The sequence below is a fragment of the Pusillimonas sp. MFBS29 genome, assembly GCF_020687695.1.
In the GTDB taxonomy this organism is placed as follows: domain Bacteria; phylum Pseudomonadota; class Gammaproteobacteria; order Burkholderiales; family Burkholderiaceae_B; genus Pusillimonas_C.
On sequence record NZ_JAJEWL010000003.1, the window covers coordinates 164,751 to 190,948 of the forward strand.

Sequence of the window (26,198 nt, forward strand, 5' to 3'; positions counted from 1 at the left end):
CCGAACATATTAGAATTATGTTCGATCATTATGAATTTCCATCAACGTAGCACTGGTGACCCCCACAATGCCTAATATCTACCAAGCTGCCATGTACAACGCGGAACGCCACCCCGGCAAAGTAGCGCTATCCGATGAACAGCGCCAGCTGACCTTCGCCCAGCTTTGCACGCGAGCAAGAGAGCTTGCCGCCTATCTTTCTTCTTTGGGCGTGGAGCGCGGCGACCGGGTCGGCCTGCTGCTGCATAACTCCATTGACTACATCGCCCTTCTGCACGCAACGGCAGTCGGAGGTTTTTGTGTGGTACCTGTCAACACACGCTATGGCGCCAAGGAACTCGCGTTCCTGCTGAGCGACTCCAGTCCCAAAGTTGTCATTTACGATGCCGAGTTCCAGGAAAACATTGCACGGGCACGAGAATCCATTGCGGATGAAGCTGGCATGACCTGGCTCGATTCCCTGCCCGAGCATTTTCCGCAAGCATCCACCCTGTCTCCGGTTGAAAGGCGCTTTGGCACCGTTGAAGATGACGACGTGGCAATCATCATGTACACGTCAGGCACAACGTCGTCACCCAAAGGAGCGATGCTCACCCAAGGCAACCTCGCAGCCAATGCCGTCAATTACATTGTCGAGCTTGGTATTGATTCGACTGCCCGATCCCTGCTGGCCACACCGCTGTTTCATATCGGAGGCTTCGGCGTTGTCAACGGTCCCATCCTGTACGCTGGCGGGAGCCTGCATATCGTGCCGCGCTTTGATGCCGATGCAGTCATCGAGGTGCTGAACACCAATCGTCCTACCCATTTGTTCCTGTTGTCGGCGATGTGGGTCGGTCTCACAGACCATCCCCGCTTTGCCGACCTTGTCATGCCTTACGTCACTTTTGTGCAGACCGCAGCAGCACCGCTGGGAGAATGGCGGCAACAGCTGATTCGAAAGGTATTTCCGAATGCCGAGTTCAGCTGGGGCTTCGGCATGACGGAAAGTTGCGTCACTACCATCAAGAACCGGTATACGCGCGAGATCCTGGAGCACCCGGGCTCCATCGGTTATATATGGCGTCACGTCCAGTACCGCCTGGTCGATGAAGCCGGCCAGATACTGGCCGACCAACGCGGCCCCGGCGAACTACATGTGAAAGGGCCGACGGTCTTCAAAGGCTATTGGAATCAGCCCGAACTGACCGCCGAGGTTCTCGATAAGGAAGGATGGCTGCGTACCGGCGACATCCTGCGCATCGACGACGATGGCTTTGTGTATTTTGAAGGCCGCAGCAAAGACATGATCAAGACCGGTGGTGAAAACGTGGCCGCGCTGGAAGTGGAAAATTGTCTGGCCGGCCATCCCGATGTACGCGAGGCAGCAGCCTTTGGTCTGCCACACGAATATTGGGGTGAGGAACTGGTTGCGGCCGTTGTGCCCGCTTACGGGAAATCACCCGACGTCGAAGATCTTCGTGCGCATTGTCGTAACGCGTTATCAGCGTTCAAGGTCCCCAAGCGCATCTTTATCGTCGACAGCCTGCCCCAGTCTTCATCGGGGAAGGTACAAAAGTTTCGTCTGAAAGAGGAATTCTCGTCATGACCGCGCAAGTATCGAATTTCTTTCATCAAGGCTGGTTGCAGGCACTTGGTTCGGCAGCCAACCACGACAGCTTTGTGGCGCAGCACAGTGCACTGGCCACATTCAATATGGGCTTTCGCAACACAGAAACAGGGGAAAACGCCTGGATCGCTTTCGACGAAGGCAGAGTGACTGCGGGAACCGATACAACAACAGCCATCGCGTTCACCTTTGCGGGCGACACCGCCGCATTCAACGACCTGCACCGCGGTTTCCCCTTTAACAGGCTGGTACGCCAGCATCGCCTGGTCGTTGAAGGTGATATGCGCAGCTGCGTGCAGAACTGGCTGCTGATTTACGCTGTCACCCGTTTGGCCGCCGGACTGGAGCACTGACATGCCTTACATCACAACGTCTGACAATATACGCGCCTATTATGATTTCGGTGGATCCGGGCCCGCTTTGATCATGGTGCATGGCGCCAGCCAGGACAGCCTTTCGTGGCAATACAACATCGACTTCTTCGCCCAGCATTACAGCGTCTACGCACTCGATCTGCCAGGGCATGGCAAAAGCGGCATGCCCGCGCAAGGCCCAAACCGCAACTCCGATGCCAATGCGCACTACCTGATCAGCGTCATCGACGCCCTGGGACTGGAAAGCGCCACATTAATAGGCCACTCCATGGGTGGAGGTATCGTGGCGCGGGCGGCTACCCTGGCAAAAGACAGGGTACAAGGACTGGTTCTGGTCGACGGGGCCTCCGTCAATGTGACCAAGTCTTCGGGCTATAACCCGAAGATACTGGAAATGGCCAGCATCAATCCAGGTGACTGGTTTGAGGTGACATTCCGTACCCTGATGGGCACGACGACTTCACCCGAACGGGCTGAAGAAGTCGTGACGGACGCCCGCCGTTGCATTCCGGCCGTTGCCTTTGCCGACATTTCTGCATTTGGCGGTTTCCGCATGGAGCATATTCTTGACGACATCGACTGCCCGGTGGTTATCGTTGAGGGCAGCGAAGACTGGTCTGTGCCGCCCGAATCCGCCCGCGCGGTTGAGACTGCGTTGAGGCAAAGGAGCGTGCCCGTCGAGTATCTGGAATGGGAAGGCGTCGGACACTTTCCTCAATCAGAATGTCCGGAAACATTTAACGTTGAAACGCTGGCCGCCATGAGACGGCTGGGGCTATAAGACCATGAGACGCGGCCAGCACGCGAATAACGGCCCTACGTTATATCAAAGCGTCAGCGACCATTTGCTGAGTCAGATCCAGAGCGGTCACTTTGCAGTCGGCAGCAAGCTTCCAACCGAGCGGGAATTATGTGATCAGTATGCGATAGGACGTCATACTGCTCGCGAGGCCTTGCGCCGGCTGAGCGATCTGGGCCTTATCGAGCGGCGCCGTCGTGCCGGAACAACCATCATCCGCCAGCATCCGCAAGCAAAGTTTGGTGTAGCACTGAATACTACGGATCAGTTGCAGCGCTATCTTGAGCTGACCGACCTGCATGTCACGCACGTCACACCTGATCTGCCTGGCCAGCCACCCGAAACGGAGCTGCCCGATGGACCCGCAGCCTGGATAAAAGTAGAAACCTTCCGCAGCCTGCCCGGCAACAAGCGCCCCATTTCGTGGACAGATATCTATCTGAGAAACGAGTACGAAAGCATTGTTGAAAAGATAGGCACACAATCAGGCGGCGTATACAGCTTGCTGACTGAATGCTTTGACGAGGCGGTAGAGAGTATTGAGATGGAGATTTCCGCCTCACGTTTCCCGACCAAAGTGGCGCGCCTGATGGGCTACGAAGAGTCGGATCCGGCGCTCCTGATGATAAGGACATTCAGGAATGCAGCGAGCAAGATCATGGAAATAGCCGTCAGCTATTACCCTCCGTACGATTTCAGGTATGTGGCCACCTCATTTCCCACAACCTGATCCCCAATCCCTTCCAACACAATCATCGGTTCAAAGGTAGAGCAATGAAACGCAAATATGGTAAAGCCGTTACGGTAAAAACGAGTGGTCAGCACGCATTGGTGCGATTCGATCGCGGGGTCAACCGCAATGCCCTGGACCAGGACACCATTCTTGCCCTGACCAGTGTGGCACATGATCTTGCTGATGCCCTTGATATTCAAACGGTCGTGCTGACCGGGGCCAAGGACATATTTTCAGCGGGTATCGATCTGAAAGACCCTAAAAAGTGGGAAGAGGCGGAAACCGCCCTTCTGGATCGCCGCAATGTGGCCCAGCGCGGAGCCAGGCTTTGCCGCCTCTGGGAAGAACTTCCGCAGATCACCATTGCAGCCATCGAAGGCGCTGCGGTAGGCGGATCGGCCGCCCTGGCACTTGCCTGCGACTGGCGCGTGATGGCCAACAATGGCTTCATCTACCTTCCCGAGGCGAAGGTGGGGCTGAACATGGGCTGGGGTGCCATTCCCCGCATGACATCCCTGATCGGTGCAGCACGTACCAAACGCGCCATTCTGCTCGCGGAACGGCTGCCCGCAGCAACCGCTCTGGAGTGGGGCTTGATCGACGCGATCGCTGAACCCGAAGGCGCCGTTGAAGTTGCGCAGGAACTGGCCGCGCGCAGCGGTGAAACACCGGCCGCAATCTTGCGCATGACCAAGGAAGCGGTCAATGCACACGCGACAGCCTTGCATAAACTGGGCATATACATGGACGCAGATCAGGCACTGGTTTGCAGGGACAGCACCGAAGGCGCATCAGCCCGCGCGAAGTTCATGGGGAAATCATAAATGGACGGCCATCCTACGACAGACATTCCGTTGCTGTTTGCGCCACTGAACATTCGTGGGGCCACGGTACGCAACCGGATCGTCATTGCCCCCATGTCGATGTATTGTGCTGAAAACGGATTTCCGACGGATTTTCACGCGCATCATTATGCCCAGTTTGCGATAGGCGGCGCCGGCATTGTGTGCGTAGAGCAGGCGTCTGTCACACGCGTGGGCCGGATCACGAACGGTTGCCTGGGAATCTGGTCTGATGAACATGCCGAAGCGCTCAAGCCCATAGCCGGCTTTATCAAATCGCAGGGAGCAGTTCCCACCTTGCAGATTGCACACGCAGGCAGGAAAGCCAGTGCACAAAGAGCATGGGAAGGAAATGGTCCGCTGACGGCGGAAAATATTCAGAACGGCGACGAATCCTGGACACCCGTAGGTCCATCGGACCTGGCTTTCGCCGACGGATGGCTGCAGCCACACGCACTGACCATTCCCGAAATCCATGAGCATGCGGTTTATTTCGCCAAAGGAGCCGTCAGGGCCTTAGAGGCGGGATTCGACATTATCGAGATCCATATGGCTCACGGATACCTGCTGCAAAGCTTTCTGTCGCCGTTGGCGAACAAACGCAACGACCAGTATGGCGGAAGCCTGGAGAACCGCATGCGATTTCCGCTGGAGGTCGCAACCGCCGTACGGGCAGCCATCCCTCAGGACACGCCATTATTTGTGCGGATATCTGCGGTGGACTGGATTGAAGGTGGCTGGGAGATCGAGGACAGCGTTGTGTTTTCCCGCGAACTCAAGAAGATCGGAGTCGACGTAATCGACTGCTCATCGGGTGGCAATCTTGTGATGGGTGCCACGAACGCCAGTTTCAGGCGCGCACCAGGCTATCAGGCGGAGTTTGCCCGACGCATCAAGGCCGAGACCGGGATTCAGACGCAAGCAGTGGGCTTGATCCGCACCGCGCAACTGGCAAATGAGCTGCTTGAATCGGGGCACGCAGACCTGATTGCGATCGGTCGCCAGGCCTTGTTCAATCCGAACTGGCCGCATCATGCTGCAGAGGAAATGGGCATGACCCGCGCTTTCAAACACTGGCCACACCAATATGGCTGGTGGCTGGAGAAATGGAAGTCAGGTCTGAGTGCCAATGGCGAGACGCTGAACGTACGGTGAAAGCGCCCTCACGCCATCCCCTGCCCGCCATTTACATCCAGCGAAACGCCGGTAATGAAGGCGGCGTCATCGGAAGCCAGAAAAGCGACCGCGCCGGCAATATCCTCTACGCCGGCGTGACGACGCAAAGGAATTTCCGAGACGATACGCTCGCGCTCTTCGGCACTACGACGCTCCGCCCACAAACCGCTGGTGCGGGGCGTCAGCACGACCCCGGGGCAAATACAGTTCACGGTAATCCCGTATTCACCGTATTCCATTGCCAGCTGTCGTGTTAACGCCGCGATGGCGCCCTTGGCGGCCGCGTAGTTCGGCCCCGCAATCAGGCTGCCATAGCGGCCCGCTTTCGAGCCGTAGTTGATGACCCGCCCTGCGCCACTGCGCTGCATCAGGGGCAACGCAGCACGGCAAGCGCGCACCGCCCCCATCAGGTTCAGGTTCAACACCTTATCCCAATCACCATCCGTTTCATCGGCGAAGCGATATGGCGTATGCAACGAGCCGCCCGCATTATTGACCAATACATCCAGCCTGCCGGTTGCATCAAACACACTTTGAATGGCCTGGCGTATTTCCGCCTCGCTGGTGGAGTCTGCCTGTACAACCCCCACCTGCAGGCTCAGGCGCGCCGCATCCTGGCTCACGCTTTCGAGCGCACGCGGATCAAGGTCGGAAACCCATACGTGCATGCCTTCCTGCGCCAGCCGCAACGCAGTCGCCTTGCCTATTCCCGCTGCAGCACCAGTCAGAAATGCCGTTTTCCCTGCCAGGCCACGCATCGTCATTCAACCTTGATATTCGCAAACTCGATGACTTCGGCCCAGCGTTTTGTTTCTGTGTCCAGCAATGCACGGAAGTCAGCTATCGATCCACCCATGGGCTCTGCACCTACGTTGGCCAGCCGCTGTTTGAACGTGTCGGTAGCCAGGATCTTGTTCACTTCTGTGTTGAGTTTTTCCAGTATGGCAGGAGGTGTGCCAGCGGGAGCCAGTATCGAGAACCATCCTTGTGACTCGAAGCCGGTTACGCCTTCTTCTTCCATGGTCGGAATATCGGGCGCGGCTGCACTACGCTTCTTGGTAGTCACTGCCAGTGCCTTGACCCGTCCGGACTTGATGTTCGGTAGCGAGGCGGGCAAGTTATCGAACATCATCTCGATCTGCCCACCCATGAGGTCCGTCAAGGCGGGAGAACTGCCCCGATAAGGAATGTGCATGATATCGGTACCGGTCATTGATTTGAACAGTTCCGATGAGAGGTGCGGGGTGCCACCGATGCTGGACGAACCGTAATTGACTTTTCCGGGTCGCTCTTTGGCGTAGGCAACCAGCTCTTTCACCGACGATACCGGCAACTTGGGATTAACGATCAACACATTGGGTACCGTTGCCACAACGATGATGGGATCCAGCTCTTTCTGCGGATTGAACGGATTGGACTTGAAAAGCTGAGGGTTGATGGTCAAGGTTTGTGGTGCGCCGATAACCAGCGTATAGCCATCAGGCGCGGATCGTGCAGCAGCCTCCATGCCAATATTTCCGCTTGCCCCGCTACGGTTCTCAACCACGAAGGGCTGCCCCAGTGCGCGTGCCAGGCGGTCGGAAATTTCCCGCCCGACGATGTCAGTGGCTCCCCCAGGCGGAAATGGCACAATCACCTTGACGGGACGATCAGGATAATTAGCGGCCGTATCCTGTGCCTGGGCAACGCCCGACATCATCAGGACAGACAGTACGATCGGAAGTGTTTTAAGGAATCGCATTTGAAAGTCTCCTTGTGGTTTAGTAATCCAGCGCTTCAGGTCTGCATGCCCCAACGCTGGATGGTTCGCTGCTCGATGGTTCGGAAGATAAGGTTCTCGACCACCAGGCCGATGATGATGATGGTCAGCAAACCAGCAAATACTGCGGCAATATCCAGCTGATTCTTGCTTTCATAGATAAACCACCCCAGCCCGCCGCTGCTGGAGCTCACGCCAAATACCAGCTCTGCAGCAATCAGCGTGCGCCACGCGAACGCCCAGCCTATCTTCAGGCCCGAAAGTATGCTTGGGAATGCTGCCGGGATAAGGATTTTCATAATGAAGGACAGATGCGACAAGCCATAATTGCGTCCGACCATCTTCAGCGTTGGCGAGACAGCCTGGAACCCGGAATATGTGTTAAGGGTTACCGCCCACAATACTGAATGCACCAGGACAAACACCATGGTCATCTTTCCCAAGCCAAACCAGATCAACGCCAGCGGCAACAAGGCAATTGCCGGCAACGGATTGAACATGGCTGTCATCACCTCGAGAAAATCGGTACCCAACCTCGTGGTGATTGCAAGCAAAGTCAGCAAGGCAGCCAGGGCTATGCCAGCGACATAGCCTGTCATCAGTACATCGAGCGACACGCCGATACGCTCAGGCAACTGTCCGGCAAATGTGGCATCAAACAATGCAAGACATGTCTGCGTAAAGGTCGGAAGCAAAAGTTCATTGTCCAGATAGCGGGCATAGACCTCCCAGAGGCATGCCAGAACGGCCAGGACAAGCAACTTTCGCAACCACCCCTGATCCCACAAGCGCGCCATCAAAGGCAAGGAGTTCTCGACAATACCCAGGCTCTCGGAAGCTTTGGGCTCTTTATAGACATTCGGGCGCGCGCTATCGCGCAAGACGTCATCAGACATGGCCGCTCTCCTCGATCTCTTGGGAAAAAAGTAGATGCTTGATTTCATCCTCCAGCGCGGCTTGCGCACCATCCTGACCTGAGCCCGGATCGATGCCATTGAGCTCGGCCCTGACCTGGCCGGGATGCGGAGACAGCAGCAGGATGCGGCTGCCTATACGGACGGCCTCCGGGATAGAGTGTGTGACGAACAAAACCGTGAAGCGCGTCTCTTCCCAAAGCTGCATAAGCTCGTCTTGCATCTTGCGTCGTGTCAGGTCATCCAGGGCGGCGAACGGCTCATCCATAAGAATGATGTCCGGTTCCATGGCCATGCCGCGCGCTATGGCGACACGCTGCTTCATACCACCAGAAAGCATGTGTGGATAGCTATCGACAAACTTTCCCAGATTGACTTTATCGAGGTAATACAAGGCACGTTCCTCGGCCTCCTTGCCTCGCAAAGTTCCAGACGACTTCAGTGCGAACTCAACGTTTTGCCTGACGGTTTTCCAAGGCAGAAGTTGGTCAAACTCCTGGAAAACCATCATGCGATCAGCTCCTGGCCGCAGCACTGGTTTGCCTTGGAGCAGAATCTGGCCTTCTGTTGGACGCAGGTAGCCGCCTACCGCCTTCAATAAAGTGGACTTGCCGCAGCCTGAAGGCCCCAGAAGAATATATCGATCGCCCTGCCGTACCGAAAAATCCACTCGATACGTAGCGGTCACCAGATGTTCACGTGTCTTGTATTGCAGGGTGACTCCCCTGACTTCAAGCAAAGGTGCCGTCATGAAATTACCCCGCTATCAATAGTATGCGTATCCCCACCAAGTTGATTGGGCACGTCGAAACCGCCAAAGTCGGCGACATATCCGCTGCCGCTCCTGCGCACAAAACATGCATGTGGTTCGGCAAAATGCGCGGGCAGCAATATGGCATTTTCGTCAGCACAAGCAGACAGCAATCGCAGGCGTGTACGGACACCACCATCAGGGTCGTCATCGAAGCCGGTATACAACTGCGGATGATGAATCTGCAAGGGATGATGAAAAATATCTCCGCTGCAATACGCACGCTTGCCCCCGGAAGCAACACGTATGCACACGTGACCTGCAGTGTGCCCAGGTGCCGGTTCGACGGTCAGTACACCATCGAGCTCATACCCGTCATCGACCAACATCATTTGGCCAGCCTCCACCACAGGCAAAATACTGTCGTTGAAAACATGGTCGTTGATATGCCGATGCTGGTAATCCGCCCTGCGTGCATCCCAGCGATCAAATTCCTTGCGGCCGAATAGATAGCGGGCATTAGGAAACGTAGGCACCCATTTGCCATTAGACAATCGCGTATTCCATCCAACATGATCGCAATGCAAATGCGTACACATGACGTAGTCAACATCCTCAGGTTGTATGCCAGCCTCGGCAAGGCGTGACAACCAGGGCGTGTCGCACATATGAAACCGTGGAACCTGCGGCCTCTGTTTGTGGTTGCCGACACACGTATCAATAAGCACTATGCAATTCGGTGTACGTAGCAGCCAGCTGTGAATGCTGGTGCGAAAGCGATTCTCCGTTGCGTCGTAGAAAGTGGGCTCCATTTGATGACGTAATGGTTCAAGCATATGGGACTCAAACGCCGGAAAGAGTTCGTGCGGCTGAAACCCAAGTCCCAGCCGTTCCTCGATTCGCTCTACACCAACAGTGCCTAACTGTATTTTCATGTGCCGACCATTTCGTTAGTTCCCGGGCAGATCATGCATCTGCGTTACGAACAAATCTTTCCACGATGCTGGCTTGGTTTTGATCGTTCCTATTTCATGCATGAAGTCGGCAAAGGCCATCAAGCCTTGCGGCGTAAGGTTGTACTCAACCTTTGGATCAGACAACATCTCGACAACGTCCTCGACGGGATCGGTATCCTTTGTGATGTCCAGATAGATTTGTGCGGCCTCCTGTTTGTTGGCCGTAATAAACTTCTGTGCCTCGTCGAGGGCGTTCAGGACCGCCTGCGTTACCTTGGGGTTTTTTTCCTGAAACCGATTCGTCGTATACACCACATTGGTTGAGCTAGGCCCACCCACTACCCCATAGGTATCGATGACGGAATGGAAGCCCGGCTGCTTCAGTTCCCGGTAAGAAAATGGCGGAACCGTGAAATCGGCAGTGACCTGGCCTTTACCTGACAACATGATTGCCATGCTGTCTGACAAGGGCATGGCAATCGTCAGCCGATCCAGTACGTCGTACTTATCCTGGCCAAACGCCTTGGCCGCCGCCATTTGCAGTACGACCGCCTGAGTGGAAACCTTGATACCCGAGACAACAATCCTGTCTTTTTCGGTGAAATCTTCAACGGTCTTCGTTTCGGGATTGCGACTTACCAGATACATTGGCATCGCATTCAGGGAAGCCAGCCCCGTTACGCTGGCCGGCGTATTCTGTGTACGAGACCACATGGTCAGAAATGGCGGCGGACCGGCCACTGCGAAGTCCAATGCACCGGCCAGAAGCGCATCGTTCATGATTGAGCCGCCCGTAAACTGATTCCAGCTTACTTTTACATCCGACAACCCCAGTTCACGAGTATGCTTTTCTACGAGCTTTTGCTCCTGCATCACCATCAGCGGCAAGTAGGCAATGCCGTACTGCCTGGCCAGACGCACTTCCGTGACATCGGCATGTGCAGGCGCTACACCCAGGCACAGCACCAAACCAGCCACACCCAGGATATTCTTGAATTTAAAGGCTTTCATTGTTTGTCTCCATTGCATAGTTAAAGCCCGGCCGCACAACTTCTGATTGTTGGTCGGCCACGACACACCCTTTAATCCATCAAGGTGCCACCATTTACATCCAATACATGGCCGGTGATGAAACTGGCGGCAGGACTGGCAAGAAAATGCACCGCGTCGGCAATTTCAGCGGCAGTTCCCAGCCGGCCCAAGGGAACTCGTGCAGCGATCTCCGGCCAGCGCTCGCGAGGGATCATCTCGCCTTCGATGGGACCAGGAGCCACTGCATTGACACGAACGTTTGGCGACAGCTCGGTTGCCAGCGACTTCATCAAGGAAATCACGCCCGCCTTGGAAGCGCAGTAATGGGCCTTGGTACCGCTGTTACCGGCGTTCAAGGCGGCAAAACCCGTTTTCCCGGCGCGCGAGGTCAGTAGCGTCAGGCTGCCTTTGGCTTCGGACAAAGGCGCGATGGCGGCCTGGGCGACGATAAAGCTTCCCGTGAGATTCACGTGCAGCAACCGGGTCCATTCATCCAGCGGGATGTCGGCGACTGGTCTGGCAGGCGCCGTGATGGCGGCCGAGTGAACCAGAGCCTGCAAAGGCCCCGCCTTCCCGGCATGGGCCAGCAGGCTGCCGACCTGCTGCGTGTCGCACACGTCGGTGCGAATGTATTCGCAGCCCTCTGGCAGAGCCTGGCTCGGCTCTGCCAGATCGGCGATGAATACGCGGTAATCGGCAGACAACCTTTGCACTATCGCCCAGCCGATATTGCGCGCCCCACCGGTAACTATGGCTATGGGTTTCATGGGTTGTCCTTAGTAGTCCGATACACCCACGTGGCTGGAGGCAGGATCGACCGCAACATCAATGACCGTAGCCACACCGGATTCACGAGCCTCTTTCAGCGCCTTGGCCAATTCCTCGGCGGTGGTAACACTGACGCCATGACAACCCATACCGCGGGCAATCTGCGCGAAGTCGGTGTTTGAAAAATCTACGGCAATGCGGCGATCTTTCAGGTTGTCGCGCACCATGCCCAGCCCGCTGTTATTGGCAACCACAACTGTGATGGGCAGGTTTTCCTGCACGCAGGTGGACATGACGTTCATGGTCATGGCGAACCCGCCGTCTCCGGTCAGGCAAACAACGTTTTTCTCGGGGTGAACGAGCTTGACGGCTGCAGCGGCAGGCGCCCCCCAGCCCATGCCGCCTATGCCACCGGGAACCACCAGTTGTCCGGGAGTGCGAACTTTCAGGGTGGTTGTTGCCCAAATGCGGTTGGTGCCGGCATCCAGCGTCAGCATGTCGTCGGGTGTGAGGAAGGCATCCAGTACCTTGACGACCTCTGCATTGTGCAGGGTTCCCGATGCAGCCGTGGTGGGCTGGTCGAAAACGGGGTGGTTCGCCTGAATGGTGGCGATCCAGCTCAGGCGCTCCTGGCGCTGGTCTGCACCCAGATCGTGCTTCAGCAGTGCATCGATGGCGTCACTGCCATCGGCGCAAATGGCAAGATCTACCGGATAGACCCAGCCGGCATTGCGCGGATCGACGTCAATTTGCACAATACGCTGCACACCGGGCTTGATGAAGTCAGGATCACGAAACTTGATGTAGTCGGCGCCCAGGCTGGCCCCGATGACCACCAGCATGTCGGCATCCTTGACCGCTGCATTGGCGGATTTCATGCCCCATGTTCCCAACATGCCAACGGCTGTCGCGGACGTTTCATCGACAACACCCTTGGCGTTATAGCTGGTAGCTACCGCCAGTCCGAACTTATCGGCCAGCTGGGCAACCAATGCACGCCCACGGGCATTCTGCATGCCGTTGCCGACAACCAGCACTGGCCGCTTCGCCGCTTTGACCAGATCTGCCAGTTCTTTGATTGCCTTGGGATCAGGCAGGGGCATGGCGACTTCCTGGTAACCCTTGGAAGGATAAAGCGTGACACGGGATTGCTCGGGCATTTCGCGACGAATAATGGGCGACTTCAGCACAACAGCCGTGGGCCCCTGGCGCGGCAGACCGGCCTGCTTGTAGGCTTGCTGAATGGCGTAGACCGCCTCGTGCGGCTCGGTTGCGTAGTACGTGGATTTGGTCATGGTCTTCATGACAGTGCGGACGTCTGCCGCACCATAATCGCCGGTCATGGTCTGGTATACGCCATACATGCCGAAGCCGTCGTAGCACGACGTATCTGTAAGCACCAGCATCGGTGTACCGGCGAAGTAGGCTTCGAGTATGCCGAACGCACCCGTCGTGCTGGCAAATGGGCCTTGCCCCATGTAAACGCCAGGCTTGCCTGTGAGGCGCCCCACCACCTGGGCCATGATCGACGCTACTTGCTCGCCTCGTGTCAGGACGACCCGCAGTTCCTTTCTGGTTTGATAGAACTCGTCGAGCATCCAGGTAACACCCAGGCCCGGCAGGGTGAAAGCGTACTTAACGTCAAGTTCAGTAAGCGTATTGACTATTGCCTGCTTGGTTGTCACGGCAGCAGTGGCAGCGATTCCATCCATTTCATTCTTCCTTGAAGAGGTAATTTTCTGCATAATACAAACGTTTGCATTAAAGTGTCAAACATGATTTAAATAGGGATTTTGTGAAATAGTGCTATATTTATGACTATCGTTTGCAAAGAACAGGAAAAATAAATATGGCAGCCAGCTTGCAAGATGTTGCCCGCATGGTGGGGGTCTCCATCAGCACGGTTTCGCGCGCCTTGCACCGTCCCGAAATGGTAGATGCCGCCACCCGTGAACGTATCAACGTTGCCGTGGCGGCATTAGGCTACGTGCCTCAAGGTGTAGGACGAGCCCTGGTATCAAGACGCACGCGCAGTATCGGTGCCGTGGTGCCCAGCATAGGCGTATCGGCCTTTGGTCAAACCATAGAAGCCTTGCGGCAAGGGCTGGGTATGGCCAACTACACCCTACTGCTGGCGCAACCATCCATCAAGGAACAAGCCGATTTAAGCCCTTTGCGCACACTCATCGAAAGAGGCGTGGACGGCATCGTCCTGCTGGGCAATGACTGCCCGCCACCCTGGATCGATCTGATCACCAAGAACGATCTGCCATTCGCCACCATCTGGGCCGACTCGGGCAACGCGCTGGCAGGCGCCATTGGTTTCGACAACTATGTTGCCGGCCGCAAAGCCGCCGAACATTTGCTAGACCTGGGGCATCGTGAGTTCGCGTTCATCAGCGGTCACCTTGCCTTTAATCAACGTGCCCGGCAGCGCTACCAGGGTTTGCTGGAAACCATTGCTGCAGGCGGCGGACGCCTGTCACGAGACCTGATTGCTGAAACAGATTACGGGTTCGCCGAAGGTTATCAGGCCACCAAAGAACTTTTGGGCAAGAGGCTGAAGTTTTCCGCACTCATTTGCGGCAACGATTACCTGGCTCTGGGGGCAACGGCCTGTTTGCGCGAACACGGCCTGTCCATCCCCAACGAAGTGTCGGTCATCGGTTTCAACGACAGCCAGTTCTCCGCTTTCGTAGATCCGCCACTTACTACGATTCATTTTCCATCGGTTGAAATCGGGATGCTTGCAGCCAAAACCCTATTGGCCGCAATTGACTCGACAGAGCCCATGCCACCACCTCAAATGCTGCCGACGTTTTTGGTAAAGCGCAGCTCAACCGGACCCGCCGCCTGACCCATACAACAAAGCGCCGGCGCAGTTGAACTGCGCCGGCGCTTTTGGCAGGCCCTGAGTCAGAACGGAATCATCACCTTCAGCGTGCCGCGATGGCTTTGAATATGCGACGAGAACTCACCGTCGTATTGCAGTCGGAAATCAATGCCGCCGGCATTCGAGATTTGCAGGCCGGCACCGATACGTCCGATGACATCATCCGTGGGCACCGATGTCTCGAACGATCCCGTTCCCGCCGGCGCACCCTGCAGGCGGGCCTTGACCGTGTATTCATCCTCTGACAGCAGCGAAACACCGCCGTACACATATGGCCGCATGACGGCACCGTTATCCAGCGATATCCGGCCACCTACTTCTATCATGGGCGACAGGCCCACAACAAACTGGTTGCTGCTTTCCACCTCAAGATGCATGGCGTCGCGCGATTCGCTGTAGCTGGGCATATGCGTATAGAACATATCCAGATCAACATACGGCTTGACGTAGTAGGTATCGGTGGCGAACGTACGCGCAGCGCGCAGGCGCAGTGCGGCGCCATAGACATCCAGGTCTGCACTGGCCTGGCTTTCCAGGCTTGGAATACGAATGTTGCGGTCAATATCGTGTTGGCCATAACCACCGCCCAAAGCCGCCGAAAAGATCCATGGGCCGGTCTCGCGCTTCAGCACCAGCCCGACATAACCCGTATCGCCCTTGCCGCTGACACGTCCGTCGTTACCGCTCATGTGCGTGTTCTGATAGGCTGCCGATCCACCCAGGAACCAGCCCGGGCTGACCTGACGTTGCCCGCCAAACTGGTAAGTGACTCCGCTGAATGAAAAGCCCGACACGCCCCCCTCGCTGTCCTGGTTGGTATTCACACCGGAGACCTCGCCCCACAGGCAGTTCTGCTCGCCAGTAAGTGCATCGGCACCCTGGAAGGTCGGGCACGACATCATGGCACCGGTGAAGCGGGCCATTCCGGCCTGCATCTGGGCGCCGGGCGCTACAGCCACACCGGGCGAAAGGTCTGCCAGGCGGTCCGAATAGGTATCGCTGCCCTGACGCGAGGCCGTATCAAGCGCGGCATACAAGGGAGCCATGTCTGAATTGCCGCCTGCATCCCAGGTTCCCTGCACATGTTGCGCCACCGAACGCGGATTATCCGACAAGGACATCGACTCGGAAGCGAAGTCTGCATCCGCCGCTTTCACGTGCACATTCCTGCCATCCAGCCTGGCGGCGTAATCGATGATCGGGCTGTCCAGAGCGCTTGGCGTACCCAGGATATCGCCTTCCAAGGTGGCCACGGTAACTTCGCGCTCGGGAAGCAGCGCGATCGGGCGCACATCGATGCGGCCATCCAGGCGGGTCTCGCCTTGAACCACCATACGCGGCGACTTGAACTGAACGAAATCCACATCGGCCTGCAGCAAGCCCTCGGACTGCAGGTTGAAGTCACCGGTTACGGTCAGCAGGTCGAACGCGCCAGGCTTGCCGATGGCCACCACGCCGGCGTTGTCAATATTGGCTTGGTAAAGCGTTGCACCGCTAAGCGTACCGGTAGCGGCATTATCTACATCGCAGGCAATGCCGCCGTCACCTCGTGCGCATTCGATATTGCCGCGTATCGAACCCGCGTTGTGAATGTTGAGCATGGCGCCCATTGCATTGTCAGCAGCCAGCTTCATGCCGATTACCTGCGGCGGGGTGCCTTCATAGTGCACGGCCGTGTCGCTGGAACCGGTCGAAATGCTGCCAAAATCATTCACGATCAGATAGTTCTGGTTGTTACCGACTATCCATACCCCATAGGCCTCGGCAGTGACAGAGCCATTGACGGTAACGGAAACCTCTCCGGAACCTTGCGGACCTTCGCTTTGCGCAAAAATACCTGTGGAACCACTACCCGAGGCGGTGAGCGTACCGTTCTGTGCCACGGTGACATTGCTGCCAGCGCCGGTGCTGCCTGTGCCCGCAGTCGTGCCGGCAAATCCACCGCTGGTGTTGCCGCCGAGCCCGCCGCCGCCTCCTATGGATTGGGCCACGACGCCAAAAGCGTTTGCGCCCGTGGTCGTGATGGTGCCGTTCGTCGTGACATTGACGGCCCCGCCATTTCCGCTTCCGCCGGCATCATTGGCATTCGCCGCAGACCAGGCAGAACCGAGCTTGATCCCCTTTGACGTATCGCCGGCAATACCTCCGCCGCCACCAATCGACTGGGCCACGATCGCATGGGCGCCGGCGCCCGCCGTGGTGATCCGGCTTTCAGTATCGTTCAGGTTGACGGTAACGTTGCCGCCGTCACCCGCCGCTCCACCGCGCCCGCCCAATACGACGCTGGTCAGGTTATCGGCATCGCCGGCCCCGCCCACGCCACCGCCGCCGCCAATCGATTGCAACAACATGCCATAGGCCCGGTCACCGGCCGTACTTGCGTCAAGACCCATGGTTGCGTTGACCGTTCCACCGTGGCCGGATGCGCCGGCGTTGCCGCCGACCGATACGAACATGGCGTGGCTGTCCCCGTCGATATCCTTGGAGTCGCTGCTCCCTGCGCCGCCAGTACCGCCACCGCCGCCAATTGACTGCATGGCCACAGCGGGCGCCTCATCGCCCAATGTTGAAACATTCAACCAACCCTTTGTTTGCGACGCCTGTATGGCGCCACCATCGCCGCTCGCGCCGCCCTCTCCACCGTGCGCGCCGCCAATCGTAAGCTCACCTTTCGCCTGATCCGAGCCATCGCCACCCAGGCCCCCGCCGCCACCGATGGACTGCAGCAGCATGCCATAGGCTTGATAGCCTGCCGTGGCAATGCCGGCGCCATGCGAGCTCGGCAGATAGTAGTTAATCGTTCCGCCGTCTCCTGCCGCGCCGCCACTGCCTCCCACACCAAGAGTGATGCTGGCCTGGACCTCGCTGCCCGACGCGCTGGATGAGCCGCCCGCACCTCCACCGCCGCCAATGGACTGGGCCAAGATGCCATCGGCCCAGTCCCCGCTGGTCTGTATTTGTCCGCCGAAATCAAGGTCAACTTCACCGCCGTGGCCACCACTGCCTCCGGTGGCGCCAACGCCCACGGTAAAGGAATAGCTGACACCCTCATCGCTGCCGGCTTCCTCGCCGTCGTCAAACATGTCCAGCCGCTCGAGTATGGGGGTGGACGAGGCGTCAGCGCCGACAGATCCGCCCAGGCCGCCGCCACCGCCAATGGACTGCAACAACATACCGTCAGCATCGCCGCCTTCTGTGCGGATTGCGCCCGACAGCGCCGCCGTAACCTTGCCGCCCACAGCACCCGACCCACCGGTCGCTCCCAGGGTAAGGTTGAATGATCCGTTCAGACTACCGCCACCCTCATCGGGCGTCTCGCCGCCTCCCGTCCGACCTGCGGAAATGCCTATGGTGCCACCCTGCGACACACCGCCACCGCCACCGACAGACTGGGCTACGATGCCGCGTGAACCGGACCCGCGCGTGCGGATCGTAAAGTTCGGATTCACGGCCACATCTACCTCGCCACCCACACCACCAGCACCACCCGTGCCACCCAGCGACATGGTCAGATCCACGTTGGCCATACCGCCATTCGAGAACGCGTTGCTGCTGCCCACCCCGCCATTGCCGCCGCCACCGCCAACCGATTGCGCCACGACACCGTTAGCGAAATGACCGTAGGTAATGATGCTGGACGCAGGCAGCGTGGTACCTGGCGCCGACAATGCAGGCGGCAACCCGGAACTACTGGTGTCAGAATCCCCCAAGGTAACGTTCACTGCACCGCCGGCACCGCCCCCCGAGCCCGTGCCACCCAGTGCCATCCCGACCGTAGCAGAAATGGAATCGCCGTCGCTCAGCGTGGCCGCCATCGCCGACGAATCGCCACCGTTACCGCCACCGCCGCCGACGGACTGAGCCATCACGCCGTGCGAACCATCACCAATAGTGGCAACGGATGACTTTTCTTTCAGTACAACCTGTGTCAGGCAATTGCTATTGCTGTCGCCGCAGGCATCGCTACCCGTACTGCCACTGCCTCCGATGGCCGCTTCAAGATTCAAGGCCACCGATGCACCTTCGCCCGTGGGCACCGCCAGCACTAGGTCGCGGGCGCTCGCGCTGCCTCCGTTACCGCCACCACCGCCTACCGTCTGCGCCAGGACGCCGAACGAATCGTTAGGTGCATAGGTGCCGGGGTCGATGTCGGAACTGGCGAAGTCTGCGCCAGTGACAATACGGGAATTGCTCAAGCTGACGATGGCCGAATCACCATGGCCTCCCCCGCCGCCACTGCCCCCCATAACCAAGGCGGCATTGAACCCCACCGTGGCATCGGCATAGCTGGAATCTCCGCCGTTACCGCCGCCGCCACCGATGGACTGAGCCAGCACACCAATGGCGTGCTGACCGCCGGTGCCGAGGTCCAGGTCGCTATAACTGATCTCGACCGGCCCTGCGGAACCACCGGTGCTACCGCTGCCGCCCAGTTGCAGTGCCAGGACCGACGCAACGCTGACGTTCTTGACGCTACCGCCATTGCCACCACCGCCACCGATACTTTGCCCGACGATACCCGCGGCGTAGTCGCCATGGGTCAGCACATTCGAGCCATCGCCTGATGTCCAGCCATCGCAGGCACCCGCGTTGGACATGCACACCGAACCGCCGTCTCCGCCGCCACTGCCGCTGCCGCCGATGGCCACAGATACACCCACCGATGCGGTGAACGTATCCCCGCCATTGCCGCCGCCACCGCCTATGGATTGCCCCAGCATGCCAAGGCTGAAATCGCCCGAGGTATGGATCATGCCCGGATCATGCATCGTGACCTGACCGCCGGTACCGCCGGCCGACCCGGTGCCGCCCACACCCACTACACCCACACTGTCGCCGCCACTGCCGCCACCGCCGCCTATGGACTGTCCCACAATGCCCAGGGCGGCTTTACCGGTCGTCGTGATGGATCCAGTATTGTTCATGATCAGGTCACCGCCGGCCGATCCCGTCGTGCCCGCTGCGCTGCCCCCAACGCTGAGCAGGCCCGTGGCGCTGCCGGACACACCGCCGCCGCCACCGATGGACTGTCCCACCATACCGTGGGAGCTATAACCCGAGGTCGTGATGGCACCCGAATTGCTCATCGTTACCAGATTGGCAGTGCCGCCGCCGGCGCCATCGCCACCCAGCGCGACCGCGGCAGAAGTGTCCGCACCCCCTGCGCCACCACTGCCCGCAATGGATTGGCCCACCACACCATACGAATGATCACCGGTAGTGGTAATGGAACCCGCAGTTGTCGTGGTTACCGTGCCGGCGTCACCGCCATTGCCACCATTGCCCCCCTGACCGCCCAGGACCGCAACGAAGTTGCTGCCGGTGCCGCCACCGCCGCCAATGGACTGGGCCAGGATGCCCGACGCATAGGTACCTGAGGTCGTGATGGCGCTGTCACCCTGAGTAACGACATTAACGGCGCTGGCGTTGCCGCCATACCCACCGCCACCGCCTTGCCCCGCAATGGCCGACCCATCGCTGGCATCTCCGCCCTGTCCGCCCAGACTCTGGGCGGCAATTGCGGGAAGATTGGCACCTCGCGTGGTCACACTGGCGCCGGAATACAGATTCACCGTTACGGCCCCACCCGTACCGCCCTGACCACCCCAATGATCTTTTGATGGCCCCTTGCCGCCCTTGCCACCCACAGCCCGCGCCGCGATACCCGCCCCTTCGATGGCCGCACCGGAGCCCGAGTCCGCCACGTCCAGCAACACGCTGCCGTAGGCATCCACCGTTGTTTGCTGGGTCCAGCCCCCGGTGCCCTGGCCGCCGCCGTTACCACCGTTATCACTGTTATCCGGGTTATCGGGATTCGCGTCGACACCATCGCCACCAATACTTTCAGCATTAATGCCAAACAGCTTGCTGTCGCCGTCCGCCTGCCAATAACTGCTGGTCGCGCCCTTGTGGGTCACCTGTACCGTTCCACCCGTGCCCGCGTTGCCGTTGTAATTGCCTCCTGTTGCGCCTATTGAGCGCGCAGAAAGTGCTGCCCCGCTTGCATACGTCTTCAGGCGCGTATCACTACTGCCCAGATTCACCGTGCCGCTATCCGTGATGATGGCCGTGCTGGCGTTGGCGCCATCTCCGCCCACCTGATCACCGTAGTCAAGGGTGGGATTATTCTGTTCTCCCCCGGCACCGCCCATGGCCAAGGCATCGATACCGAACAGGCCGCTGTCATCGGCAACGGGCACTGTGCCCTCTATGGTCAGTACACCGGTGTTTGTGATCGAAACCTTCTGGCCCAAACCACCATTACCGCCGTCCGAATTGTTGTTGTCGTTATCCTGGTCGGCCAGACCACCCAAAGACACGCCCGAGATGAGACTATTGTAGGAACCTGTGCCCGAACCGCTAAGCGTGATGCCAGCGCTGTTGTTGATGGTTATGTAACCACCATCACCCGCCGTGCCCTCATCCACACCAGCTCCGCCGATCGACGCCCCCGTCAGCACACCCAGCTTTCGGTTATAGCCGCTAATCGTCAGGACATCACCAGAGTCCACACCAAAGGAACCACCATTGGTGGCAATCGAAATATCAGCCCCGCTGTCGCCATCCTTTTCGTCACTCTTGTCTACGCCTGCATCGCCCTGACACACTGCGTAACCATAGGTATAACTACCGGCCGCAATATTCTGCGTGGGACTGCCCTGACAAGTGGAATCAGCCCGTGCTCCACCAGAGAGGCCCAGCGTACACGCCCCCAGCGCAGACACAATCGCAAGCCGCAATAGGCCCTGACAAGACAGCCTGATCGAGACACCATTTCGATAAACAGGATTCTGCTTCATGTTTTTCTCGCATAATTAAAAATGGCGGACCCTGAAGCACGAACGACCACAGGCGCGTACTTTTACGCAAGAAATTATGTTGTGCAGGCTTGCACCGAAACAAGAATTTTTCGATGAAACGTACGATTTAATCGTTGAAATGCATGGTGAAAAAGTTGCATGTAACGCTTGGCACGCGTAACATGTTACTTATACAAACCGAGCGCGAGGCCCACCATGCCTAACCTTTCCGTGAACGAACGCGTGCAAAAGTATCGCAACTCCTTGCGCGCATCCGGCTTACGCCCCTTGCAGATATGGGTGCCAGACACTCGCATGGCCGGCTTTAACGCCGAATGCGACCGTCAGTCCAGGCTTATTGCCGAAGCCGAATGCAAAGACACAAAGCTGGATCAATTTATGGACAACGCGCTGTCGGACACAGACGGCTGGACGGAATAAATGCGCGGAGACCTGGTCATGATCGCCATGCAAGGCGACTTTGGCAAACCACGCCCGGCACTGGTAATTCAGTCGGATCTATTCAGTACACATCCAACTGTTAGTATTCTGCCCATCACCAGCACACTTGTGGACGCACCATTGCTGCAGGTCACTATTCACCCCAATGCCAATAACGGACTACGCAAACCATCACAGATCATGATCGACAAAAGCATGACCGTTAAACGCGACAAGGTCTCCGCACCGATTGGCAAGCTGGACGACAATACGATGGTCGAGGTTGATCGACGCTTGGTACTGTTTCTGGGAATTGCTCGCTAGGCAAAATACTACTATGCCGAGGGAAAAAGGCTGCCTGCAGTACTCTTCGTTTGATAACGCGTACGGCATGAATGAAGGGTAGATCTTCACAAGCCTGGTGGCTACCCTCAGCGGCTTGCGTCAGAATGCAACTGTACCGCGCGAGACGCCTGGGTAGCCGAAGCACTCGGTGCCAAGCTATCCCTGCCCGCTTTCAAACTGGCCGTGAGCCTCCATCGCACGCAAGGAGTACACATAGGCTGCACCCGCATTAAGCGCGATGGCGGTTCCCAGCGCATCGCTAAGCTCCGCCTCGGTTACACCCGCTTGCCGCGCAGCATTTGCATGTGCGGCAATGCAACTGTCGCAGCGCGTGGTAACCGCTACAGCCAGCGCAATCAACTCACGTGTTTTGGCATCCAATGCCCCATTAGCGCCCTGTGCTGCATTGAGTGCACGAAAGGCAGACAGCATCTTGGGGTTGTTCTCTGCAAATGGCGTAACAGCGTCACGGGTATTTTCCATTTGAGCTATCCAATTGTTCAGCATGCTTTCTCCGATTAAATAAAGTGGTAATGAAAATTTGTCCGACCTGGGCCGTTATGAAAGGCGCCGTATGGCGGCCCTTCATGCTCTGGTGGTCAAGGAATGATCGCGGCTATGGCCTCAGGATCGATGTTGTTTCGATAGTCGTCGATATCAGCCTTTACATAGGCTGTAAATTTGTCAGTGGGCAGGTCCATTTCCAATGCGCCATCCTGACGAATTATTTTCTGCACTTTCGGGTCATTGAGTGCAAGTGAAAGGTTTTTCGACAAAATATCCACCACTTCGCGAGGTGTTCCTTTGGGAGCTGCCAGGCCATACCACTGGGTCACCACAACAGGAATCCCAAGCTCTTTGAATGTTGGAACATCGGGCAGCGAGGGGTTTCGCTCTTCACCAGTGACCGCTAATAACCGAAGCCCGCCGCTGCGCACTTGCGCAACCAGGGGTGGCGCAGTAGCAAAGAAGCTTTCGATCTGGCCTCCAATCATGTCCGTGATAGCGGGTCCGGACCCACGATATGGCACATACAGAAGATCGGCTTTTGTCTTGAGCTTGATCATCTCCAGGCCCATATGTGCAGCGCCGCCCGGTGAAGTAGAGCCAACAGTGATTTCTTCCTTGCCAGCATGTTCAAAGAACTGCTGTGCCGTTTGGAAGGGCGAGTCCTTCGCTACAAAAAGACCGTGCGGAGCTTCGACTGCCGCACCTATCATCTCGAAGTCGTCCGGCGACTTATAGGGTAGCGAGTCGCCCCGCACAACTGGCGCCACCGCTATGTTTCCACTCATTGCAAGCAACAGCGTATAACCATCGGGACGACTCTTTGCTACGATGTCGGCAGCGATATTCCCGCCTGCGCCAGGCTTGTTTTCCACCACAACGGTTTTGTCCAGGCGCTTGCTCATCGCGTCTGCCAGCAGGCGGCCGTAAAGATCCCCTCCTCCACCAGGCGGGAAACCGACAGTGAGGGTGATGGCTTTATTAGGAAAGTTGGCCGCTGACACCGGGCCGGCAAGTATGCCAAGTCCCGCTATCAGCAGCGCGCAAAATGCAGACACAAGATTCCGGAATCGCATGTAAATTCTCCTTTGGGTTCATGGGTTTATGGATTTATGGGTTTTACGGTAATACCAACTTAGTCAATGCACGCCCGACGGTGTACATGATGGAGTTTCAAGCAGGTTTCACGCCGTGCCGAACAGGTCTTTCTCTGGGTTGGAAAAGCGCGCGTTTGCAGGAGAATGCTGCAGCGCCTCGCACCAACCAGCTATGGCGCTAGCCCGCGTTTCGGGCATACCAGGGTTGAAGTCGCGCAAACGTGCATCAAGCTGCTCCCAGTTAAAAGGAGCCTCTGGATCTCCTTGCCGCTTGTCGCGCATGGCGGACAACACTTTGCCGTTCTTTAGGGTGATGGTGACGGTAGCGGGTCGCCGATCGGGAAAGGCTGACGCATAGCCAGGCTCCGGAGCTATCGTTATACGAGCAGCAAGCGCGAGTAAGTCCGGGTTATCCAGTTTTGGCCGCTCCATGTCATCCAGCGCCAATCTGCCATTTGTCAGTAATACGGCCAGACAGTAACGGCCTGAGAAGCACGTTTCAGCGGGCTTAGATGGCCAGTCGACTTTGGCGATACGCAATGCTTGCGGGAATATCGATACATTCACAGACTCGATAAACTGCGGGTCAAGGTCGTGCTCGTCAATAATTGCCTGAGCAGCACCAATCGCCGTGAAAAGCTGGCCACAGGTCGGCCATGGCTTGATCGTGGTCGAAGATATCCGGTCGGTCACGCCCAGATCTTTATCCAGACAAGAAAGATCGCCATTGCCGTGAAGCAGCGCATGCATGCCGCGGCTGCCAGACATGAAATCCCGAGCTCCCGGATACCCGAGCTTTGCGGCATAGGCGGCGGCTATCCCATTTCTTACCGCAAAAGCGGGATGCAATGCTTTAGCCTCGTGTGCGCCATCATCGACAAACTGCCACAAGCCGGTAGCTTGTGTGGCGGCGATGCCAAGTGCGTGATGGATCTGATCGGCATCCAGTCCCAGAACCGTAGCACTCGCCGCAGCGGCCCCTAGCGTTCCCGCAGTTGCCGTTGCATGAAAGCGCCCGGAGTGCTCACCGCCCAACGCTTCGCCTGCGCGTATTGCAACCTCATATCCGGCCACGATTGCGGCGGTAAAACGCTGATTGCTGAGTGGTGTAGTTGTGCTCAACGCCATGGCGGGGGAAATCGCCACAATGCCTGGATGCAACATTGCAGTGCGATGGGCGTCGTCTATTTCGCACAGATGAGCGATGCCCGCATTGCACAACGCTGTTGCTAGCGGGTGGGCGGCTCCACCGCCAAAGATCGGGGCGGCACCCTCTGCTGGAATCAGCTGCAGCGCCAGTTGCTGCAGGGTGCTTGCCGCAGCAAGCGAAGACCCCGAACAGCCGGCCGTAAACCAGTCCAGTAACGCCTGCGAAACCCTATGCCGCGTTGCATCAACGAAATCCCGTTGGGGTAACGAGGCTATATATGCGCACAGCCGACTTTCCGCGCCAATCATTTTGCCGTTTAGTTTCATTTAATGAAATATATTTTATTAATTGAACCGTACGGGCACTTTGGCACATATATTAAAAAAACGCAATAAGGAAATGCGCTCTTTAATATCTAACTGATTTCTTTACCTGGAAAATTGGCGGGACGTGATGCGAATCCATGAGATCTCAATATCTGGACGGCAGCAGCAGCAGCCTGGATTTGCTGCTCTTCCGTTTGCCGGCTAAGAATGCCGGTGATCTGAAGGGCACCGAGCAATGGTCCATGCAGTTCAGACACGGGTACGGATACAGACGTCAACTCCGGTGAGCGCTCGGCACGCGTGATGGCATAGCCGCGCTCCAGCACTTCTGCGCTGCGCAGTGAGCCCCCATCGGTAAAAGCCCGCAATACGTGTGAGGCAGAACCCCCGTCCACCAACGGAACACGCGTACCGACCTCAAATACGTATCGCACATCACGCGAAACGTTCTCTCTGAACAGGCATACCCGTTGTTCACCCTCGCGGATATAGAACGCCACGCTTTCATGTGTTTCGGCCACAATAGCGCGAAGTACCGGCTGAATACGCTGCCCCATGTCGAACGTGGCGCGATATAGCGCACCCAACCGCAAGAGACTGTGGCCAGGAGAATAGCGGCCATCTGCTCCACGCTGGACGTATCCATACTCCATGAAGGTTCCAAGTAGGCGTAGCAGCGTTGCCTTGTCAAGTCCAGTCATGTCGGCAAGCTCGCGCAATTGCAACCGCAACCGGTCTTCTGCAAAACACTCCAGAATAATTAGCCCGCGGGCCAAGACTCCGACCGGGGGACTTGGAGTGACCCTGGGATTTTTATCTACTGCTTTCATAATGGATAGGCCTTTATGGTTCTTGACAGATTGACTAAGAAAAGATATCTTATATTTTATTAAACGAAATACGTTTCATTCAATAAAATATACTAT

Annotated in this window: 22 protein-coding genes; 9 read left to right on the plus strand and 13 right to left on the minus strand. The window is 57.4% G+C overall.

Features of this window, described 5'->3' with window-relative positions:
* Positions 1-67: 67 nt before the first annotated feature.
* From LKR43_RS05820 to LKR43_RS05845, 6 genes are read left to right on the plus strand one after another with little or no spacing between them, the layout of a single operon-like run.
* Positions 68-1,588, plus strand: coding sequence for a class I adenylate-forming enzyme family protein (locus tag LKR43_RS05820; RefSeq protein WP_227683027.1), 1,521 nt, complete (start codon positions 68-70; stop codon positions 1,586-1,588).
* On the plus strand, positions 1,585-1,962 hold the full coding sequence (locus LKR43_RS05825; RefSeq protein WP_227683028.1) for a hypothetical protein: 378 nt from the start codon (positions 1,585-1,587) through the stop codon (positions 1,960-1,962). Before LKR43_RS05820 ends, LKR43_RS05825 begins: the two co-directional genes overlap by 4 nt.
* 1 nt (position 1,963) lies before the next feature.
* A complete protein-coding gene (locus LKR43_RS05830; protein ID WP_227683029.1) occupies positions 1,964-2,764 on the plus strand; it encodes an alpha/beta fold hydrolase in 801 nt (266 codons plus the stop codon).
* Positions 2,765-2,768: 4 nt separating this feature from the next.
* Positions 2,769-3,512 carry a GntR family transcriptional regulator gene (locus LKR43_RS05835; RefSeq protein ID WP_227683031.1) on the plus strand — a complete coding sequence of 248 codons (744 nt, stop codon included), beginning with the start codon at positions 2,769-2,771 and terminating at the stop codon, positions 3,510-3,512.
* A gap of 44 nt (positions 3,513-3,556) precedes the next feature.
* Positions 3,557-4,339 carry an enoyl-CoA hydratase/isomerase family protein gene (locus LKR43_RS05840; RefSeq protein ID WP_227683032.1) on the plus strand — a complete coding sequence of 261 codons (783 nt, stop codon included), beginning with the start codon at positions 3,557-3,559 and terminating at the stop codon, positions 4,337-4,339.
* The gene (locus tag LKR43_RS05845; protein WP_227683034.1) at positions 4,340-5,512 is read left to right on the plus strand and encodes an NADH:flavin oxidoreductase/NADH oxidase; all 1,173 of its coding nucleotides are present in this window, start codon (positions 4,340-4,342) and stop codon (positions 5,510-5,512) included.
* Between the two features lie 8 nt (positions 5,513-5,520).
* Here the strand turns inward: LKR43_RS05845 and LKR43_RS05850 are convergent, their stop codons facing one another.
* From LKR43_RS05850 to LKR43_RS05885, 8 genes are all read right to left on the minus strand, one after another.
* Positions 5,521-6,297 carry an SDR family NAD(P)-dependent oxidoreductase gene (locus tag LKR43_RS05850; protein WP_227683036.1) on the minus strand — a complete coding sequence of 259 codons (777 nt, stop codon included), beginning with the start codon at positions 6,295-6,297 and terminating at the stop codon, positions 5,521-5,523.
* A complete protein-coding gene (locus LKR43_RS05855; protein WP_227683038.1) occupies positions 6,294-7,274 on the minus strand; it encodes a tripartite tricarboxylate transporter substrate binding protein in 981 nt (326 codons plus the stop codon). The genes LKR43_RS05850 and LKR43_RS05855 overlap by 4 nt, the downstream gene beginning before the upstream one ends.
* Positions 7,275-7,309: 35 nt before the next feature.
* Complete coding sequence (locus LKR43_RS05860) at positions 7,310-8,188, minus strand: ABC transporter permease (RefSeq protein WP_227683039.1); 879 nt, start codon at positions 8,186-8,188, stop codon at positions 7,310-7,312.
* On the minus strand, positions 8,181-8,957 hold the full coding sequence (locus LKR43_RS05865) for an ABC transporter ATP-binding protein (RefSeq protein ID WP_227683040.1): 777 nt from the start codon (positions 8,955-8,957) through the stop codon (positions 8,181-8,183). Before LKR43_RS05865 ends, LKR43_RS05860 begins: the two co-directional genes overlap by 8 nt.
* Positions 8,954-9,892: an MBL fold metallo-hydrolase gene (locus LKR43_RS05870; protein ID WP_370632071.1), complete on the minus strand. Its 939-nt coding sequence runs from the start codon at positions 9,890-9,892 to the stop codon at positions 8,954-8,956. The genes LKR43_RS05865 and LKR43_RS05870 overlap by 4 nt, the downstream gene beginning before the upstream one ends.
* Positions 9,893-9,907: 15 nt before the next feature.
* Positions 9,908-10,924: an ABC transporter substrate-binding protein gene (locus tag LKR43_RS05875; RefSeq protein WP_227683041.1), complete on the minus strand. Its 1,017-nt coding sequence runs from the start codon at positions 10,922-10,924 to the stop codon at positions 9,908-9,910.
* Between the two features lie 71 nt (positions 10,925-10,995).
* The gene (locus LKR43_RS05880) at positions 10,996-11,712 is read right to left on the minus strand and encodes an SDR family NAD(P)-dependent oxidoreductase (protein ID WP_227683042.1); all 717 of its coding nucleotides are present in this window, start codon (positions 11,710-11,712) and stop codon (positions 10,996-10,998) included.
* A 9-nt stretch (positions 11,713-11,721) separates the two neighbouring features.
* On the minus strand, positions 11,722-13,425 hold the full coding sequence (locus LKR43_RS05885) for a thiamine pyrophosphate-binding protein (RefSeq protein ID WP_227683043.1): 1,704 nt from the start codon (positions 13,423-13,425) through the stop codon (positions 11,722-11,724).
* A gap of 137 nt (positions 13,426-13,562) precedes the next feature.
* Between LKR43_RS05885 and LKR43_RS05890 the strand changes: the two genes are divergently transcribed.
* Positions 13,563-14,570 carry a LacI family DNA-binding transcriptional regulator gene (locus LKR43_RS05890; RefSeq protein ID WP_227683044.1) on the plus strand — a complete coding sequence of 336 codons (1,008 nt, stop codon included), beginning with the start codon at positions 13,563-13,565 and terminating at the stop codon, positions 14,568-14,570.
* Between the two features lie 59 nt (positions 14,571-14,629).
* On the opposite strand, the gene LKR43_RS05895 is transcribed toward LKR43_RS05890, so the two are convergent.
* Positions 14,630-21,406 (minus strand): autotransporter outer membrane beta-barrel domain-containing protein, encoded by a 6,777-nt coding sequence (locus LKR43_RS05895; protein WP_227683045.1) that lies wholly within the window; start codon positions 21,404-21,406, stop codon positions 14,630-14,632.
* Between the two features lie 216 nt (positions 21,407-21,622).
* Between LKR43_RS05895 and LKR43_RS05900 the strand changes: the two genes are divergently transcribed.
* The gene (locus LKR43_RS05900) at positions 21,623-21,847 is read left to right on the plus strand and encodes an antitoxin MazE family protein (RefSeq protein WP_227683046.1); all 225 of its coding nucleotides are present in this window, start codon (positions 21,623-21,625) and stop codon (positions 21,845-21,847) included.
* A complete protein-coding gene (locus LKR43_RS05905) occupies positions 21,848-22,171 on the plus strand; it encodes a type II toxin-antitoxin system PemK/MazF family toxin (RefSeq protein ID WP_227683048.1) in 324 nt (107 codons plus the stop codon).
* Between the two features lie 177 nt (positions 22,172-22,348).
* On the opposite strand, the gene LKR43_RS05910 is transcribed toward LKR43_RS05905, so the two are convergent.
* From LKR43_RS05910 to LKR43_RS05925, 4 genes are all read right to left on the minus strand, one after another.
* Positions 22,349-22,699, minus strand: coding sequence for a carboxymuconolactone decarboxylase family protein (locus tag LKR43_RS05910; protein WP_227683049.1), 351 nt, complete (start codon positions 22,697-22,699; stop codon positions 22,349-22,351).
* A 92-nt stretch (positions 22,700-22,791) separates the two neighbouring features.
* Complete coding sequence (locus LKR43_RS05915; RefSeq protein ID WP_227683051.1) at positions 22,792-23,775, minus strand: tripartite tricarboxylate transporter substrate binding protein; 984 nt, start codon at positions 23,773-23,775, stop codon at positions 22,792-22,794.
* Between the two features lie 108 nt (positions 23,776-23,883).
* A complete protein-coding gene (locus LKR43_RS05920; protein ID WP_370632072.1) occupies positions 23,884-25,272 on the minus strand; it encodes an MmgE/PrpD family protein in 1,389 nt (462 codons plus the stop codon).
* Positions 25,273-25,361: 89 nt separating this feature from the next.
* Positions 25,362-26,102, minus strand: coding sequence for an IclR family transcriptional regulator (locus LKR43_RS05925; protein WP_227683055.1), 741 nt, complete (start codon positions 26,100-26,102; stop codon positions 25,362-25,364).
* Positions 26,103-26,198: the final 96 nt, after the last annotated feature.

Bases quoted from the DNA above. Each gene is read 5' to 3' on its own strand.
- LKR43_RS05840 (WP_227683032.1), top strand. From the start codon at position 3,557: ATGAAACGCAAATATGGTAAAGCCGTTACGGTAAAAACGAGTGGTCAG.
- LKR43_RS05850 (WP_227683036.1), bottom strand. From the start codon at position 6,297: ATGACGATGCGTGGCCTGGCAGGGAAAACGGCATTTCTGACTGGTGCT.
- LKR43_RS05915 (WP_227683051.1), bottom strand. From the start codon at position 23,775: ATGCGATTCCGGAATCTTGTGTCTGCATTTTGCGCGCTGCTGATAGCG.
- LKR43_RS05835 (WP_227683031.1), top strand. From the start codon at position 2,769: ATGAGACGCGGCCAGCACGCGAATAACGGCCCTACGTTATATCAAAGC.
- LKR43_RS05870 (WP_370632071.1), bottom strand. From the start codon at position 9,892: ATGAAAATACAGTTAGGCACTGTTGGTGTAGAGCGAATCGAGGAACGG.
- LKR43_RS05925 (WP_227683055.1), bottom strand. From the start codon at position 26,102: ATGAAAGCAGTAGATAAAAATCCCAGGGTCACTCCAAGTCCCCCGGTC.
- LKR43_RS05820 (WP_227683027.1), top strand. From the start codon at position 68: ATGCCTAATATCTACCAAGCTGCCATGTACAACGCGGAACGCCACCCC.
- LKR43_RS05830 (WP_227683029.1), top strand. From the start codon at position 1,964: ATGCCTTACATCACAACGTCTGACAATATACGCGCCTATTATGATTTC.
- LKR43_RS05910 (WP_227683049.1), bottom strand. From the start codon at position 22,699: ATGCTGAACAATTGGATAGCTCAAATGGAAAATACCCGTGACGCTGTT.
- LKR43_RS05860 (WP_227683039.1), bottom strand. From the start codon at position 8,188: ATGTCTGATGACGTCTTGCGCGATAGCGCGCGCCCGAATGTCTATAAA.
- LKR43_RS05895 (WP_227683045.1), bottom strand. From the start codon at position 21,406: ATGAAGCAGAATCCTGTTTATCGAAATGGTGTCTCGATCAGGCTGTCT.
- LKR43_RS05905 (WP_227683048.1), top strand. From the start codon at position 21,848: ATGCGCGGAGACCTGGTCATGATCGCCATGCAAGGCGACTTTGGCAAA.
- LKR43_RS05880 (WP_227683042.1), bottom strand. From the start codon at position 11,712: ATGAAACCCATAGCCATAGTTACCGGTGGGGCGCGCAATATCGGCTGG.
- LKR43_RS05900 (WP_227683046.1), top strand. From the start codon at position 21,623: ATGCCTAACCTTTCCGTGAACGAACGCGTGCAAAAGTATCGCAACTCC.
- LKR43_RS05855 (WP_227683038.1), bottom strand. From the start codon at position 7,274: ATGCGATTCCTTAAAACACTTCCGATCGTACTGTCTGTCCTGATGATG.
- LKR43_RS05865 (WP_227683040.1), bottom strand. From the start codon at position 8,957: ATGACGGCACCTTTGCTTGAAGTCAGGGGAGTCACCCTGCAATACAAG.
- LKR43_RS05890 (WP_227683044.1), top strand. From the start codon at position 13,563: ATGGCAGCCAGCTTGCAAGATGTTGCCCGCATGGTGGGGGTCTCCATC.
- LKR43_RS05845 (WP_227683034.1), top strand. From the start codon at position 4,340: ATGGACGGCCATCCTACGACAGACATTCCGTTGCTGTTTGCGCCACTG.
- LKR43_RS05920 (WP_370632072.1), bottom strand. From the start codon at position 25,272: ATGAAACTAAACGGCAAAATGATTGGCGCGGAAAGTCGGCTGTGCGCA.
- LKR43_RS05885 (WP_227683043.1), bottom strand. From the start codon at position 13,425: ATGGATGGAATCGCTGCCACTGCTGCCGTGACAACCAAGCAGGCAATA.
- LKR43_RS05875 (WP_227683041.1), bottom strand. From the start codon at position 10,924: ATGAAAGCCTTTAAATTCAAGAATATCCTGGGTGTGGCTGGTTTGGTG.
- LKR43_RS05825 (WP_227683028.1), top strand. From the start codon at position 1,585: ATGACCGCGCAAGTATCGAATTTCTTTCATCAAGGCTGGTTGCAGGCA.